We start from the raw sequence: 14,189 nt of genomic DNA, 5'->3' as shown, positions 1-14,189 counted from the left end.
CTAGGGCGATAAAAAGCTAGAGAAAGGAAATGCAAAATTTTTATCTTGCTTTGATTTTTTTGATATATTAGTTTTTTTATTAGGATAAACAGTATCGATTGTTTTCAGGTTGGGAGCAGAATTAACTGGATTTAATTTGTTTATGAAAATCTCAGTTACTAAATAATCAGCCGAGAATTTACCAGGGCCTAATAATATTATTGAGGTAGCAGAAGCGAAATACAGAGCTAAAAGTTCCAATAAATAAATGTTAAAACCTGATGTGACTAAGGCATGGTAGATAGCTACACTCATTGTCCCTAATATTGCGAAAGCTCCTAGTCGTGTTCCAAGACCAATAATTAAAGCCCAACTTCCAACTATTTCGGAAGCGGCAGCCATGTAAGAAAGCGTCACAGGGAAAGGTAAGTGGAGGGGACGCACAAATGCATCAGCAAAATTATTGATGTCGTTTAATTTTTCAAATCCATGATGGATAAGTAACGCACCAGTAAAAACTCTTAAAAGAAGGATTGCAAAATCCTTAAATATTGATTTAACGAGGACAGAAGTAAGCAATTTGACTTATTTTAATTGAATGAACTTTAATTGCAGCGGGACATAAAGCGTGGACAGGAACAACACAAAAGGTGACGATAAGTATTAATACCTAGAAAGTGTTTTAAAAGTTTTTATGTGCAGTTAATTGGAATTGCTTGAAATAAATGCTCCCAGCAGCACTTAAAAAGAAACATCAATATATTTGTTATCTAATCAAAAAATCAGATCCTTGGGAACCCTTACAAAGACACAAAAATCAATCACTTTGATTAGTATTAATACTCACATTAGTGATGCAAGCAACGTACTAATATTTGTTTGAATTAGAACTGCCTCTTGAGCACATCACTTCTTGCCGCTACTGCGTCTGTAGGCATAATAATAGTTGCTTTACCAGCGTTAATCGCTTCACTTGGCTAATTATTCTGCATATATACATTTAAATGAAAGCCAATAAAAAATTATATATTTGTATCTAACTCAAAGATATTGACTTTCCAGCCACCCAACCACTAGTCCAGCAATGTTGGAAATTAAAACCGCCCGTAACACCATCAATATCTAATATTTCTCCTGCAAAGAATACCCCCTTACATATCTTACTTTCCATAGTTTTAAAATTAATTTCCTTAAGTGATACTCCTCCAGCAGTTACAAATTCCTCCCCATACGGACCACGACCTTTTATCAAGTAGGTTTTCATTGTTAAACATTTGATTAAAGACTCTTTTTCTGATTTAGATAGTTCTGCCCATTTCAATTGTCTATCAACATTTAAACTTAAGAGGAAAGATTTCCACAATCTTCGTGGAAGACTATGGAAAGGTTTATTATTGAATATTGATTTCTTAGCATTTTCTAATTTATATAGATCTAATTTTAATCTGACTTCATTTTCATGCATACAAAGCCAATTTATTCTTAATTCACAATTATATTTGTTTCTGTATAGATTTCTTGCACTAAAGGCAGAGATCCTAAGTATCACTGGACCACTAAAGCCTTTATGTGTTATCAAGATAGGGCCTTTCCCGGAATATTTTTTGTTGTTTACTTTTAGTTTAATCTGAACATCTAAAGCAACACCTGAACAATCACTTAATGAGCTTTCTGCAGTAGAAAAAGAAAAAAGAGATGGAACAGGCTGAATAATTGAATGCCCAAGACTCTTTGCTAATCTACGTCCACTAGGATGACCACCACTACAAATCAAAATATTTTTGGCTTTAAAGGAATTGTTACCTCTAACTAATAAGTTAAAGCCACCATTTATTTTGCTAATTTGCTTTACATGAGAATTAGTTAATACCTTTACACCAGAGTTTTTCGCAGCAGCAGTCAAACAGCTTATAACATCTTCAGAAGAATCAGAGCAAGGAAATACTCTGCCATCTTTCTCTACTTTAAGACTAACTCCTCTCTTTTGAAACCAATCAAAAGTTTCAGTAGTGGAAAATCTATTAAACAGTCCTAATAGTTGCTTTTCTCCTCTTGGATAATTATTTACTAAATTAGAAATCTCGACACATGAATTGGTTAAATTACATCTACCACCACCACTAATTTTAACTTTTTCAAGTACTTTTGATGTGCCCTCTAGAATGACAACAGATCTAACGCCATTAGTAATAGCGGTGATTGCCCCCATAAAGCCAGAGGCACCCCCACCAATAATGACAAGATCTGAAGTCATCAAAGAACAAAGTTCTATTAATTTATATTTTAATAAAAGTAATAAATAAATAATTTATTTATTACTTTTATTTATTGAGTCAAAACTAAATTTTAAAAATCAAAAAAGATTATTGATTAAAGATATTGAGTAAAGACGCATTGTCTTGATACGCAGTTGAAATCTTAATTCAGTTCATTTTTGTTGTATCTTTTCAAAAATTAAAGAAAAATATGGCTGGCCCAAAAAGAGATGAAGCGAAATCAATTCTCTCATATGTAAGACAAGAGCTTAGATATATGGATGAAGACCTCAGGAACGACGGTTTACTTCCTGAGCTATCATCACTCAGATCAGTATATGAGCAACTTTCAACTTTATTAGAGCTTTCAGACGGTAGGAGAAAAAAGAAAGAGAAACCAGAGTTTCCTGAAGACAAAAGAAAATAGCTCAAAAAAATATCTTAGAAAAACAATTATTATTAGTCCTAAATACCTAAAAAATATATTTTACTTTATTTTTTCATAGAAATGAAAGTCAATAGTCTATTCTGGAATTATAGTTAACTATCTAATTCAAATTGAGAAATAACTCTTTATCGATAAACTAATGCCTAAAAAAAATACAAATTCTGGAAGTGAATCTAATCTTCTAAGCCCTATAAATCACATTCTTTTTTGGGATAAAGGAGAAATGGCATACTCAGCTTTAAAAAAAATAAATGAGTATAAGGCTAATAATGAAATGGAGAAAGCAAAAATAATGTTAGCTGATTGGATTTTTTAAAATTTATAGGTCAAGAAATACATAGAATATTTGATAATCAACCAGTAGGTAAAGTAAATTAAATTTCATCTAAATAAATATTTATGCCCTCCATAAGAAAAAGGATTGGCTATCTTCCATCAATTAATGCTCAAAAGACGATAACCAAAATTGCAATTAAAGAAAAGCTTAGCCAATCAAAAGTGGTAGGGATATTAGTAGAAGAAGCCTTGATGGCAAGAGTTGGATTCGATCTTCAAAATTCTAGTGATCAAATTGTAAAGAACCTTTATTGCAAAGAAAATAATATATATAAATCATCCTTAAACTATAACGATCTTGATGAATTGATCTCAGATAAAGGTATAACTTACAACAAAAAAAAGTACAACTATTATCCAGATTATGATTTATCCGAGTCTAAAGAAGATTCTAACGAAAAGTTAATTGAACAGTTTAAACAATTTATTCTGTTTCAAAAAATGATACAAGATAAATAATAAGGATTTTTTAAATGATTTAATAAAATCTATCTAGCGCTAAGAAATAATAAAAAGGCCTAGGCATTATAAAGGATGCAGAGATCAACAAAAATGACGCAAAAAACAATCCAATGCACTAGAAAGTGGATATATACCTTCTTCTAAGGATAACTAAACAAGTTTTTTTTATAAGAAATCTAAAATATAAACATGACATCAACAGCAATTCGTACAACATCAAAATCATCCAATCTTCTTGAAGAAGCTTTAAATCAGCCTCTCATTGGAGAAACAGATAATTTTGCATGGAACGCAACTCCCTTAGGAATTGCAGCGATTTATAAAGGCAATTCTCCTGCAAAACCTCCTTATGAACAAGCAATTAAAGAAGGTGAGGAATTAGCAATAGATTTAAGTCGAGAAGAGAAAGAGTTTTACATAACGCAAAAAGGTCTAGCAATTATTTTTTACTCATAAAACTAATTCAGCAGTTAAATAATTTAATTTAAGAATCTTGGATTAACAACTTATTTGTCTTCAACTGATGAGTCTATGACCCATTCGTCGTTTAGGCCAAGAAGAATAAGTGCTTTATCCTCCCAATCAGTATCAATAGACCAATCGTAAGGAACATCGAAAGACAATAGAATCTCATTTTTATTCTTAATATAAGTTTTACTTCTAGGGAGAGTCTTGTTAGAAATATTTTCATCTTTCAGAAAAATATCATCAGACTTCAAGTATTCAATATAACCAAGTCGTTTTATTTCTTCCTCAAATTTGAGTTCGATTCTGACATTAAAACAATGTGCCTCGTCCCAATCTGAATAATGTGAAAAGTATTGATTCCAAGAATTTGACATTTAATTGTTGCCACATCCCAATTTTAAGACACAAGAGATAAAATTTCAGATTGAAAAATACAATAACCAGAATTTATTAACTAAATTCTGGTTATTGTATATTAATTCAATCCATATTTATGAATTGAATATCAACTTACAAACTCAGTTTGTAAAAGTTAGAAAATTAAAATCATTGAGAACCCAAGTTCCTAAAGTTAGCAAACCAAATCCAGCAACAAACATCATCAATGCAGCAAGTTTATACCTAGTAGCCTCAGAGCCTCTTCTAAGCAAAAAGGTATCAGCAGCAAAAGAATTTGCTTGAGGAATTGCCTTCTGAGGTGCTTTTTTCCTTGATGAAAACATTTTTTTTAGAAGACTACAAATTTTAAATTAATGGAATTTTCATTAGACTGCGAACAACAGATGATCTTCTCTCGAGCACAAAACGATAAGCATGAGTCTAGGGGGTGTGACACCAGGCCAAAACAGGATCGAATTAAAGGATGCAAAGAAGGGAAAAGAAGAAATTCGAAGGTCGAGAAAGAACCGAGAAACAAGTAAAAAAGATTGCCATCACTTAAACGTATACGCCAACCCCACTAAAAAATAAGAGAAGAGAAGAGAGAGCAAGCAAGTGCGGATATTTACAAAAAGTCACAGATGCTTTACATTTATTCATAGTAAATCTCACATTGCTGAAGGAGTTCAATTTTCTAGCAAATTAAAATCTCGGCCAGCAAAAAAACTTCATCACAAACTCTCACAAATTTTTTATATTAAAAATGGAAATGAATCCCTACAAACCTTTAATTCAATTCTGTAAGGGCCTTTACAAAAAAAAAGCTCTACATCACAACCTCTATGAATTATTTTAATTTAAAAATTATTTTAGCCAAAACAACTTCTTGAAGATCTAAAGTAAAGTTTAAATTGAATTTTTTAGATTAAATAAATTTTATTTATAATTCATTCCAGAGCACTTAAAATTTAATCTATAAATTAAGTACGTTTTTTAATTTATCTAAATGTTTATCAGTAGAAATATTTGTTTCAATTAGTGGGCAAATTTGATTTAGTTTATAGATATTTAATAAATTTGTAATTATTTTATGGGCAGATTCCTCAGATTCTAAGAACTCAGTAGAACAATAAACACCTTTCCATGGTCGATATTTAAATCTAGCTAGAAATTGCCTAGATGGTATTAAAATACTACCAAATAGACTAATTTTAGAAACTTTAGAATGATTGTTAGTAGGCACGGATAGTATATTAGAGAGAATTTCAATCCTACTTTTGAGAAGTTTATAATCGGTACCAAATTGAATCCAAATAGAACTAACTAAACCTGATTGAAGTTTTTTTTCTAATCTTGAAATCTCTTCATCAAACAAATAGGAAGGTAAATAAGGATTAAATGCTACGCCAATAGAAATATCTTGATTAAAAAATAAAGAATTTTCTTTAAGCATATCTAGAGCCGAAACAGAGTCTAATGTAGACCTTTTTTGAGAACCAGAGACAAGAAGTACCTGTTTGCATCCGGAGTATTTAGCAGCTTGCAGAAAGTATATAAAAGAATCATATGTATTAATCCTATTTCTTTTAAATTCATTGAGGATACTAAAGTGAGGAATAATATCTATATTTGGAAACTCATCTTTTGTAATTTTTATCGACTCTAAAAGAAAATCCTTTTTTAAGCTATTTTTACATGGTATATTAATATTATAAAGATTATTTCTCTGATAAAAAGATAAAGTCTTACGAAGTTCATCAAAAGATTTAAAAGATATTTCTATCCGTATTTCAGTAAAGTTAAACAAAATATCATTCATTTAAAATAAAAAAAGATATAATCTTAAACTAAATACAAAGATTTAAAATTATTTGTGTATATAAATTAATAGAAATTATATACATTAGCTTTTTTCTATCAACCATTTATAAATGGCTTTCTTTTTACAATCAAGATCATTCAAGGAAGAATAATAGTAATCATTCCATGAATCAGAAGGTACCCCAAGGAAAATCATTAAGTTAAGGGGGTATTCATCAGAATCAGTACATTTACGAAAATCATCTCTAAATAAAAATATAGGTTTACCTAAAGCAATAGCAACCCCAAGCTCAACCATTACTCCCTCGTCAGGGGGAGTCCCATTAACTATTGCGAATAAGCCATCAGCTTGCCTCAAGTCGTTTAAGTTTGAATTAGCAACTTTATTAGCCCAACCAGGCGAAGTAATATCAATATGACTATTACGATCAAAAGGTTCCAAAACACTCGCCCCCATAACCTCCAATTTAGAAACAAATTCAGGTAAAAGTTTTTTTCTCCAATGCTCAGAAAAGCCATAAGGAGAGGCCAGATAAAGTGTCTTGTTTGTCAATTTATCATTCTGATTTTGAATTTTTTAATGGAATTATGCCTTGATTTTTTTCAGAAAAGCGCTCATTTGCATCTTTTACTAACAAAAGTGATAAATCCTTAACATTAAACATGAAATTCTTTTGATTCAGATACATTTTAGTTATTAATTCCTTAATCTCTATATTTAATGTTGTGCTAGATAAAAGAATAACTGAAGTCCATCCTGTAATTACAGCTGAGAATATAATAGTTAATTTGAGAAGTTTATGGAAAGTATTTAGCAATTTTAAAAATTATAAATACATAAATTTATGATAACCAGTAATAAGGATAATGCACACTAGATTAAAAAGCCTTTCAAGCACTTTTATTCATTTCAAAATCAAATTCAATCCAATTTGATGAGAGCAATTGATTCCATGTCTTTAATGACTCCTCCTTTGTGACCTTTCTTCTACTTTTAAATTGCATAGGTTTGCCATTTTCAACTACTCCCCACATATCAATGGTGAAAGATTCAGTATTCTGTTCACTAGTTACTTTTTTCCAATCAAAGTTTATTGCCCATTTATGATGGGGATCAATAAGCCATCCAATAGGGCATTTTGGACTATCTATTTTTGCCATCAAAAAAATTATACTTAATTTTGTTTTTAATGAGAAAGTCAGACTTCGTCAAGCCTGAAAATCTAAAGTGAAGTTAAAGAAATAATAATTTTAAAAAGCTGAAAAGAAAATTAATAATTTAAAATAATAGTTATAATAAGATAATACCAACAGCTCTTACAAAAATGACCTCTGAAGCGGGCAGCACACAGTGTCGAGGTTTGATAGAAGCAAAAGATAGCCTTTTAAAAGCTATGAATTCACTTGGATCCATCGAGCATTCAGATCATATAAAGAAAACATTACATGATGTCTATAATGAATTAGAACAACTTCATGAATCTAGGAGAAAAAAAGAATCTAATAATCTTAACTAATGGGAATTAAATAAAAACCAATAATATAATCAAATTTGCGAATATACAATTCATCATATATTTAAGTTGGTCATTAGAAAATATTTTTTGAGGTTGATAATATTAAAATATATATAATATTTTAATTTATAAAGATTGTAATTATATAAGTAAAGAGTAGAAAAAAAAATGCTCAAACTGATAAAATAGATAAAATACCTATCTAAATGTCTACAAAAAATATTGATATATGCAAATTAGAAGATCTTGATAAATTGAGATCTGCACCAAGACTTAATAAAAAACAATCAAAAAACCTTTTAAATCAAATTAGCCATCTAATTCACAAATCAGATTGGATAACGATAGGGGTTATGTCACCTACATTACAAAGGGGAATACATGCCGTTAGAAGAATAGAAGAAAAATTTGAATACGATGAAATGAAATGCATCACATTACCTAGTTCTGACGGTCCAGTATTTTTAAAGGCAAACCAAAAGACCGGTGAAATTCATGCTAGAATTGAATTTGGTTTGGGTGAAGGCATATTAATTAGTTGCCAATATTATGAAAATTCATTGAACTCCAAAACAATTGGTCCTTTTCCATTAGATTTCTTTGATTGAAAATAGAATTAAACAGCTACGTAGGTAAGAAATATATTTAATCAACAAAAGATAAATGTATAATATACAATGGTATTCTAAAGTATAAAGCAATTCAAAATTCTATACTTTACTAAACTAAAATTTAGTTATAAACAAATTGAATCAAATGCCTCACTACTATAAACCTTTTTTAGAAGATTTAATCTCTCCTTCTAACATAAATGGATAAAGAAAGAGGAAAGTTTTATCAATCCGGGGATGGCTCCTATTTTTATTCAGCCGATGATGCCTCCAAGTGGGACCTTCTAGATAGAATTGGTCAGCTTAATCTTCTTCACGTTTTAAAAAAAGAGTGGGCTCCAGAGGAATCGAGTCAAAGTAAATTAAGAAAGGTTCTTCAAGAATTAAATGTTGATGAATTTGAAGATTTTATGGCAGACATACTTGGCTTATGTGAATCATTTGAGGAAATGGTTTATGAATTTGAAGGGAACATAAATTTAAGTCCAGAATACTTAGAGAGGGTTTATCCAGAGGAAAAAGAGAGTTTAGAAAAGTTAAAAAATCAGATAAAAGAGCATAAAGATTGGAAGGAAAAGCATCAAGCTTCATATTCATTTCTAACGAGAAAGCTTTTAGAAAAGAATGAATCAGACAATAACGAAAAAAATACATAACGTATTCTTCGTAAATAAACCTTCCTAATCATGAAAACTGAGAAAGGAAATAAACAAACAAAAACTAAATAGAATTAAACTTATTTACCAAGCTCTACATATTGAATCTCCATCATTTACATCTGATCATTGATATGAAATAATCTTTTATTGTCAATAATATACTGGGAGATCGCCAAAGAGAACTGTAGATTTCTATTATTTAATAATCTATATCTATTAGTGATTATCTTTCGTTAAATTTAATGAGATCGAATTTGGAAGGAAATGATTGAAGCAGCTACAGGTTTTTTATCATGATTAATTAAAAGTGAAAATATTCAAGTCGATCGCAATAACTTGATGTTTTCAAAAAACAACCAAAAAAAATATAAAAATGGCGCTACAAGTTTTAGAACAACCAGAATTCCAAACATCCCATATGCCTTATGAAGGGTAATTAGTATTGCCTGAATTCAAATCAAAGTGATTTTACCTACACAACTTCCACGAAAATCTATTATAGTCTTAACAAATATTTACACATGAATCAGTTAGGCTCCAACCAATGATTTATAGCTTCGATAAAAGATAGCTATAAATCCAGGTATCTCTTGCTTACTTAAGCAGATTCTCTCTCAAATTGAATTCGTTTAAAAGGGATTAACCAATCTCAAAAATCAAATCTACATAAAAACAAATGACTTCAACAAATCCAAAATCTACAAAACTAATAAATAGAGAGGATGTAAATGAAATGATCGAGAATGCAATAAGAAGACATAACAGAAGGTCCACTATAATTTCAGCAATTCTAGGATGGATTCTTATTGGGGGATATTCATTCGGTTTATTTCATGTGGTTCAAAGTATATAAGTCTGAATCAAACAAAAATTAATTACTCTATGTTTAATATCTGAGCATGATTTAATTGTTGATATTAAATAAATTCATTGATTTAAAAATTTTTTATTTATTAAATTAATACAATAATACTTTAACATTTATGATTAACTAAGTAGTCTGACTCCATTTGTCTTGATAAGGAAGTTGATAATCCTCTTTATTCATTGGAATCCAACTCCAATCTGAGCAGATAGATATTTGATAACCAATAACATAGAGAGCAAGCATTGCATTAAATAAATTTATGTGCGTGATAGGAGTATCCATGGTTTAAAAAATTTTATTTATCTTAGCTAATTGAGTAACTTTTAAGAACTTCCAATTAATAAAGTGACCATTAATATCTAACAAGACAATAGTAAAATAAAAATTGAATATTAAAATTTATGATTTCTTTTTGAATTAATTTATAATCTTCAAGATTTAGATTTGAAATCTTAAACTTAAATATTTAATGGTTATTAATTATTGGAACTGTAGGATGATCTAAAGGATCATCATTTAATATAGGTGCACAAACTTGACGGCAAGATTTTCCCTGCTCATCTTCAATACAAACTTCTAAACATTCAAAATATCTATCTTGAGCGGTTTTCATATTTTTAATTTTATTTAGTAACTAAACATACTATTAAACTATAAAATTTATTGATAAATTAACAAAACTTCTTTAGGTAAATTCACTTATCAGTGGTCTTTTAACTGAAATAGTATCTGTGAAGATTTTCTTTTGGGATCACACGCTAAAACACATTGTGTTAGCTCCTTGTTAGCAAGAAGTTCAAGAATCCTAGCCATATCAACTGAAGATAATTCTCCATTGGAACTCCATTTAAGAGTAGTTTTTCTTTGAATGGGTTTGTTCATATCCCTCAAATGAAACTAAATTACAAATAGCATGAATTTAAATTTATCGTTTTTTCTTAATCTTATTTTCATTATACAAGAAAACTAAGTATAAATTACACGCTATTAATCAAAATTGTTAAAATAGTTCAGTCTTTATTAAATAAAAGATTCTGATGTTAAAAAAATTATAAGGTTAATGAGTCAAGCTCTAAGAAAAAAGTTTTAGAGAAAAAAGAAACTAATCTGATGAATATAACCTTCTCTCTTCGAGATTAGATTTTTTAATATTGTAATATGTTTTTTTTATTTTTAGATTTTTAAGAAAAAATTTTGAAAATTGTTGGGTTTCGGTTTTATGCATTTGTAAATAAACGAAAAAAATTAATTAATTAAAATTGTTTTTAATTTTTATTAATATGTATAAGATAGCAAAATGAGATCAATACTGTGAGTGAAAACCGAACAAACCTATCTTAGAGTTTTCAATTAATCATCTACTTTGATATTTTTAAGGTTTTAACTTACTTAACGGTTTATAATATATCAAACAAAATATTATAAATCTTTGATTACTGAAATATAAAGTATGTTTAGGCTAAAAAATAATTTCATAAGAAATCATTTACACCTAAACAGGTTTATTTTTAATATTTTTATAAATTACTTATTTGTTCAAGGGAAATGAAGTTTTATTCTTTATATTTCTAGTTTGTTGATCTGGTCCAAGTCTTTTCAACCTTTGATTTTTTTCCTCCTTTCAATACAAATAGCATTAGCAACGGAGCAATCCCCATTAGTGGAACTATAAGATTCATAGCATAGTTATGAGTTCCTTCCATTTAATAAACCAAAAATATTGTAATTTATACTAGTTAGTTTTTACGCTGTGTTAATGCGTAAAAACTCTTATTAAAGCGAATATAACTTTTCAGTTCAAAGCCTAAAATTAAGTTTTTGAAAAAAAAGCTTCTCCATCATTTCCTATTTATTGTGGATAATATAGATACTAAGCATTTAAGCAAAAAAAAATGAGTAATAGTTCTTTTGACATTAACTACTTATCTCCTACAGGTTTGATTGGCTTTTGGGTGCTATTAATTGGATTTATTTTCACAGGTGCTATGTTCTATTTTGTCTTTTTCAAGCTTAATGAAGATGATGATTCATATAAGGATCGAAAAAGGAAAAATCTAGAAAGAGAAATTCAAAAGCAGAAGATAGCTAGGCTATATCCAAAAGAAAAATACTATTGATTTTGTTTTTTGATAAATTAAATTAATGGGTCTAAAAACGAGATCTCATCAAAGTTTGAAAAAAGAATCACAGGACAATACTGACCTTTTCAAGCAAAAGCATTTACTCTCTATTACATCTCGTTTTTGTTCAGGAGATTTTGATTTATTGGGCTAATAAAGGGAGATAATAGAAATATAAAGAAAATGGCTTCTAACTATTAAAAGCCTATTTTAATTAAACCTATGGCTTCGAATCAAGCAAACACTAGTATTAATCTTAATGACCAGTCCTCTTTTTCAGCGTCGGGGAAACAAGTTCCTGCCGCTTTATCAATGATGGTGGACTCAATGACTAGCATGGTAGAAAGAGCAAAAATGGATTTAGAGAATGTTGATCAACGAGCTAGAGCAGACCTTGAAAACATCGATCAAAGAGCAAGAAAAGATGTTGCACTCCTAGACCAAAGAGCAAGAGAAGATATTCAAAAAGTTGATAAAAAAGCTAGAAAAGATATAGCCATTCTAGACAAAAGAGCAAGAGAAGATCATGAGCTACTTAGAAAGGTCCGCAAATCCAGAGGATTAACCTCTTGAGATCAACTTTTTAAAGTGAAAAATGCAAACACCAAAACCCTATTAAAATAAGGGTTAAATAATTTAATTATTCAAAACTAATATGTTATCTAAACCCACTAATTGAGAGAAAGTACCGCTTTGCCGTAAGGCCCAAGAAGCATCGACCTGGAAGAACCAGAGGGGGATTCAAAGTGGAGCTTCGTTTCCAGAACAGGCTGGTATACGTCACTTTCACGACAGCTTCCCCATATCGAAAGAGAGTCAGATCAGAGCACTTGAGAAGGCCTATACCAACAAAGCAGTACTGGAACAATCTAAAAGAAATGTTATCAAGAGGTCGGCCAAATTGAACGTATGGTTTGTAAAACATCTAATGCTTCTTTTTTTCTAGACAAAGCGTCCTTATTTTTCAAGAGATATGTAACGTGTCCAAGCTTCCTGCCCTTTTTTTCTTCCTCTTTTTCATACCAATGAACATTCAAACCGGGAATTCCCCTCAAATCATCCAATCTTTGGGTAAGTGATGTTGCATAGTTACTTTGTAAACCAAGCAAGTTTGCCATTAAAGCACCATTAACAAGCATTTCAGGCATGGGGACATTAATACCAGAGGCGATACATATTTGTTGATCAAACTGACTGCTGCTACAAGCATCAATAGAAAAATGACCTGAGTTATGAGTCCTTGGAGCTATTTCATTTACAAGTAATCCTTCAGATCCATAGAAAAATTCAATAGCAATAACTCCCACATATTCCAACTCGGCAAGCAACGACGCTGCGATATTCCTAACCATAAGCTCAACGTCATGTTTGATATCAGCGGGAGCAAGGACCCAGTCACATACTTGTTTAGATTGATATGTCTCTACAATTGGCAAGCTACGGACAATTCCTTTTGAATCCCTACTAGAAACAATGGATAATTCCTTATCAAAAGAGATCCATTTCTCTAACATCCATTGCTCTTCTCTTTCAACCAATAGAAACTCTTGAAGTTGCTTTAGATTTTTAATAATTTTAGTTCCTTTTCCGTCATATCCACCTTTGGCAGCTTTTGCCATTAAAGGAAATCCCCAATCTGCAGGAAGATCTATTTCTGATGATTTTTTTAGTGGTATAGCCAACCAATCAGGGCAGGGAATATCAAGACTGTTTAATAGCTCTCTTTGCGTTATTTTATTAATTAAAGGTCTTATTGATTGAAGTCTAGGGACAAAAGAAACCCCATTATTTTCAAGAGAAAGTAAACTTGAGATATCAACCCATTCATTCTCAAAAGTAATCAAGCGGGTCTTTTCAGCAAGAAGTTTTGTACCCTCTGGATTAGTAGGATCATGCAAAATGATTTGATTTGTCTTTTTAGCAGCAGGATCAGTTTTAGCTGCCGTCTGAACAACTACATCAACATTTCTTTTCTTTCCAGCCTCAATCAAAAGCATTGCAAGCTGTCCTCCGCCCACGACCCCAATCATTTAGTTAAAGACCTCATTTTTAGAGCTTTGAAAGCAAGCAAATAACAAAATCGCGCACTATCAAATAAAATAATCTATGAAGTCTGATTTTAATAAAAACATCCTTAATTCACAACCCAAAGAATATTCCACCATGTGATCCCAGAAAAAATACTTAACGTATATGAATACATATCATTTGCTTATAAAATGTGTTCATCAACCATATAATTACTTCTATATTTTGATGATTTAATG

Annotated in this window: 21 protein-coding genes and 1 other RNA gene; 10 read left to right on the top strand and 12 right to left on the bottom strand. The window is 30.2% G+C overall.

The window, feature by feature from the left end; all coding sequences use genetic code 11:
- Together EW15_RS03785 and EW15_RS03780 are read right to left on the bottom strand one after the other, a co-directional pair.
- Nucleotides 1-558, bottom strand: a complete 558-nt coding sequence (locus tag EW15_RS03785; RefSeq protein WP_038652106.1) for a DoxX family protein — start codon at nucleotides 556-558, stop codon at nucleotides 1-3.
- Between the two features lie 457 nt (nucleotides 559-1,015).
- Complete coding sequence (locus EW15_RS03780) at nucleotides 1,016-2,233, bottom strand: NAD(P)/FAD-dependent oxidoreductase (RefSeq protein ID WP_038652103.1); 1,218 nt, start codon at nucleotides 2,231-2,233, stop codon at nucleotides 1,016-1,018.
- 212 nt (nucleotides 2,234-2,445) lie between these two features.
- On the opposite strand from EW15_RS03780, the gene EW15_RS03775 reads away from it, so the two are divergent.
- The 4 genes from EW15_RS03775 (at nucleotide 2,446) to EW15_RS03765 (ending at nucleotide 3,936) form a co-directional block, all read left to right on the top strand.
- A complete protein-coding gene (locus EW15_RS03775) occupies nucleotides 2,446-2,661 on the top strand; it encodes a hypothetical protein (protein ID WP_038652099.1) in 216 nt (71 codons plus the stop codon).
- Nucleotides 2,662-2,821: 160 nt separating this feature from the next.
- Entirely contained in the window at nucleotides 2,822-2,998 is a 177-nt protein-coding gene (locus EW15_RS11045; RefSeq protein WP_197049700.1) for a hypothetical protein, read from the top strand.
- A gap of 83 nt (nucleotides 2,999-3,081) precedes the next feature.
- Nucleotides 3,082-3,477 carry a hypothetical protein gene (locus tag EW15_RS03770; protein WP_038652097.1) on the top strand — a complete coding sequence of 132 codons (396 nt, stop codon included), beginning with the start codon at nucleotides 3,082-3,084 and terminating at the stop codon, nucleotides 3,475-3,477.
- A gap of 192 nt (nucleotides 3,478-3,669) precedes the next feature.
- Nucleotides 3,670-3,936, top strand: a complete 267-nt coding sequence (locus EW15_RS03765) for a hypothetical protein (protein WP_038652093.1) — start codon at nucleotides 3,670-3,672, stop codon at nucleotides 3,934-3,936.
- Between the two features lie 50 nt (nucleotides 3,937-3,986).
- Here the strand turns inward: EW15_RS03765 and EW15_RS03760 are convergent, their stop codons facing one another.
- The 5 genes from EW15_RS03760 to EW15_RS03735 all read right to left on the bottom strand — a co-directional run bounded on the left by EW15_RS03760 (nucleotide 3,987) and on the right by EW15_RS03735 (nucleotide 7,308).
- Nucleotides 3,987-4,322, bottom strand: a complete 336-nt coding sequence (locus tag EW15_RS03760; protein ID WP_038652090.1) for a hypothetical protein — start codon at nucleotides 4,320-4,322, stop codon at nucleotides 3,987-3,989.
- A 144-nt stretch (nucleotides 4,323-4,466) separates the two neighbouring features.
- Nucleotides 4,467-4,670 carry a hypothetical protein gene (locus tag EW15_RS03755; RefSeq protein ID WP_038652087.1) on the bottom strand — a complete coding sequence of 68 codons (204 nt, stop codon included), beginning with the start codon at nucleotides 4,668-4,670 and terminating at the stop codon, nucleotides 4,467-4,469.
- A gap of 629 nt (nucleotides 4,671-5,299) precedes the next feature.
- A complete protein-coding gene (locus EW15_RS03750) occupies nucleotides 5,300-6,145 on the bottom strand; it encodes a hypothetical protein (RefSeq protein WP_038652084.1) in 846 nt (281 codons plus the stop codon).
- Between the two features lie 84 nt (nucleotides 6,146-6,229).
- A complete protein-coding gene (locus tag EW15_RS03745; protein ID WP_038652081.1) occupies nucleotides 6,230-6,700 on the bottom strand; it encodes a nucleoside 2-deoxyribosyltransferase in 471 nt (156 codons plus the stop codon).
- A 338-nt stretch (nucleotides 6,701-7,038) separates the two neighbouring features.
- The gene (locus tag EW15_RS03735) at nucleotides 7,039-7,308 is read right to left on the bottom strand and encodes a DUF1651 domain-containing protein (RefSeq protein WP_038652075.1); all 270 of its coding nucleotides are present in this window, start codon (nucleotides 7,306-7,308) and stop codon (nucleotides 7,039-7,041) included.
- A 164-nt stretch (nucleotides 7,309-7,472) separates the two neighbouring features.
- On the opposite strand from EW15_RS03735, the gene EW15_RS03730 reads away from it, so the two are divergent.
- From EW15_RS03730 to EW15_RS11040, 4 genes are all read left to right on the top strand, one after another.
- On the top strand, nucleotides 7,473-7,664 hold the full coding sequence (locus tag EW15_RS03730; RefSeq protein ID WP_038652066.1) for a hypothetical protein: 192 nt from the start codon (nucleotides 7,473-7,475) through the stop codon (nucleotides 7,662-7,664).
- Nucleotides 7,665-7,870: 206 nt separating this feature from the next.
- Nucleotides 7,871-8,272: a DUF1824 family protein gene (locus tag EW15_RS03725; RefSeq protein ID WP_038652064.1), complete on the top strand. Its 402-nt coding sequence runs from the start codon at nucleotides 7,871-7,873 to the stop codon at nucleotides 8,270-8,272.
- A 203-nt stretch (nucleotides 8,273-8,475) separates the two neighbouring features.
- A complete protein-coding gene (locus EW15_RS03720; RefSeq protein ID WP_038652061.1) occupies nucleotides 8,476-8,931 on the top strand; it encodes a hypothetical protein in 456 nt (151 codons plus the stop codon).
- 679 nt (nucleotides 8,932-9,610) lie between these two features.
- Nucleotides 9,611-9,787: a hypothetical protein gene (locus tag EW15_RS11040; RefSeq protein ID WP_197049699.1), complete on the top strand. Its 177-nt coding sequence runs from the start codon at nucleotides 9,611-9,613 to the stop codon at nucleotides 9,785-9,787.
- Nucleotides 9,788-9,925: 138 nt separating this feature from the next.
- Here the strand turns inward: EW15_RS11040 and EW15_RS11035 are convergent, their stop codons facing one another.
- The 3 genes from EW15_RS11035 to EW15_RS03715 form a co-directional block, all read right to left on the bottom strand.
- Nucleotides 9,926-10,084, bottom strand: a complete 159-nt coding sequence (locus EW15_RS11035) for a hypothetical protein (protein ID WP_197049698.1) — start codon at nucleotides 10,082-10,084, stop codon at nucleotides 9,926-9,928.
- Nucleotides 10,085-10,268: 184 nt separating this feature from the next.
- Nucleotides 10,269-10,415: a hypothetical protein gene (locus EW15_RS11030; protein WP_197049697.1), complete on the bottom strand. Its 147-nt coding sequence runs from the start codon at nucleotides 10,413-10,415 to the stop codon at nucleotides 10,269-10,271.
- A gap of 89 nt (nucleotides 10,416-10,504) precedes the next feature.
- Nucleotides 10,505-10,684 carry a hypothetical protein gene (locus tag EW15_RS03715; RefSeq protein ID WP_038652059.1) on the bottom strand — a complete coding sequence of 60 codons (180 nt, stop codon included), beginning with the start codon at nucleotides 10,682-10,684 and terminating at the stop codon, nucleotides 10,505-10,507.
- A gap of 1,010 nt (nucleotides 10,685-11,694) precedes the next feature.
- On the opposite strand from EW15_RS03715, the gene EW15_RS03710 reads away from it, so the two are divergent.
- Both EW15_RS03710 and EW15_RS03705 read left to right on the top strand, forming a co-directional pair.
- A complete protein-coding gene (locus EW15_RS03710; RefSeq protein ID WP_038652058.1) occupies nucleotides 11,695-11,919 on the top strand; it encodes a hypothetical protein in 225 nt (74 codons plus the stop codon).
- Nucleotides 11,920-12,144: 225 nt separating this feature from the next.
- A complete protein-coding gene (locus EW15_RS03705) occupies nucleotides 12,145-12,495 on the top strand; it encodes a hypothetical protein (RefSeq protein ID WP_038652057.1) in 351 nt (116 codons plus the stop codon).
- Between the two features lie 108 nt (nucleotides 12,496-12,603).
- Here EW15_RS03705 and ssrS read toward each other — a convergent pair.
- Both ssrS and EW15_RS03700 read right to left on the bottom strand, forming a co-directional pair.
- Nucleotides 12,604-12,785, bottom strand: a non-coding RNA gene (gene ssrS / locus EW15_RS10455) — 6S RNA.
- A 21-nt stretch (nucleotides 12,786-12,806) separates the two neighbouring features.
- Nucleotides 12,807-13,952: a 5-(carboxyamino)imidazole ribonucleotide synthase gene (locus EW15_RS03700; protein ID WP_038652056.1), complete on the bottom strand. Its 1,146-nt coding sequence runs from the start codon at nucleotides 13,950-13,952 to the stop codon at nucleotides 12,807-12,809.
- Between the last annotated feature and the right edge of the window lie 237 nt (nucleotides 13,953-14,189).

Origin of the sequence: Prochlorococcus sp. MIT 0801 (assembly GCF_000757865.1) — a bacterium.
In the GTDB taxonomy this organism is placed as follows: Bacteria; Cyanobacteriota; Cyanobacteriia; order PCC-6307; family Cyanobiaceae; genus Prochlorococcus_B.
Note: the sequence above shows the minus strand (reverse complement) of the source record. Positions and strands in the feature narration are given on the sequence as shown.

Coding starts and splice junctions, on each gene's coding strand:
- EW15_RS03780 (WP_038652103.1), bottom strand. CDS start 2,233: ATGACTTCAGATCTTGTCATTATTGGTGGGGGTGCCTCTGGCTTTATG.
- EW15_RS03775 (WP_038652099.1), top strand. CDS start 2,446: ATGGCTGGCCCAAAAAGAGATGAAGCGAAATCAATTCTCTCATATGTA.
- EW15_RS11045 (WP_197049700.1), top strand. CDS start 2,822: ATGCCTAAAAAAAATACAAATTCTGGAAGTGAATCTAATCTTCTAAGC.
- EW15_RS03770 (WP_038652097.1), top strand. CDS start 3,082: ATGCCCTCCATAAGAAAAAGGATTGGCTATCTTCCATCAATTAATGCT.
- EW15_RS03765 (WP_038652093.1), top strand. CDS start 3,670: ATGACATCAACAGCAATTCGTACAACATCAAAATCATCCAATCTTCTT.
- EW15_RS03760 (WP_038652090.1), bottom strand. CDS start 4,322: ATGTCAAATTCTTGGAATCAATACTTTTCACATTATTCAGATTGGGAC.
- EW15_RS03755 (WP_038652087.1), bottom strand. CDS start 4,670: ATGTTTTCATCAAGGAAAAAAGCACCTCAGAAGGCAATTCCTCAAGCA.
- EW15_RS03750 (WP_038652084.1), bottom strand. CDS start 6,145: ATGAATGATATTTTGTTTAACTTTACTGAAATACGGATAGAAATATCT.
- EW15_RS03735 (WP_038652075.1), bottom strand. CDS start 7,308: ATGGCAAAAATAGATAGTCCAAAATGCCCTATTGGATGGCTTATTGAT.
- EW15_RS03730 (WP_038652066.1), top strand. CDS start 7,473: ATGACCTCTGAAGCGGGCAGCACACAGTGTCGAGGTTTGATAGAAGCA.
- EW15_RS03725 (WP_038652064.1), top strand. CDS start 7,871: ATGTCTACAAAAAATATTGATATATGCAAATTAGAAGATCTTGATAAA.
- EW15_RS03720 (WP_038652061.1), top strand. CDS start 8,476: ATGGATAAAGAAAGAGGAAAGTTTTATCAATCCGGGGATGGCTCCTAT.
- EW15_RS11040 (WP_197049699.1), top strand. CDS start 9,611: ATGACTTCAACAAATCCAAAATCTACAAAACTAATAAATAGAGAGGAT.
- EW15_RS11035 (WP_197049698.1), bottom strand. CDS start 10,084: ATGGATACTCCTATCACGCACATAAATTTATTTAATGCAATGCTTGCT.
- EW15_RS11030 (WP_197049697.1), bottom strand. CDS start 10,415: ATGAAAACCGCTCAAGATAGATATTTTGAATGTTTAGAAGTTTGTATT.
- EW15_RS03715 (WP_038652059.1), bottom strand. CDS start 10,684: ATGAACAAACCCATTCAAAGAAAAACTACTCTTAAATGGAGTTCCAAT.
- EW15_RS03710 (WP_038652058.1), top strand. CDS start 11,695: ATGAGTAATAGTTCTTTTGACATTAACTACTTATCTCCTACAGGTTTG.
- EW15_RS03705 (WP_038652057.1), top strand. CDS start 12,145: ATGGCTTCGAATCAAGCAAACACTAGTATTAATCTTAATGACCAGTCC.
- EW15_RS03700 (WP_038652056.1), bottom strand. CDS start 13,952: ATGATTGGGGTCGTGGGCGGAGGACAGCTTGCAATGCTTTTGATTGAG.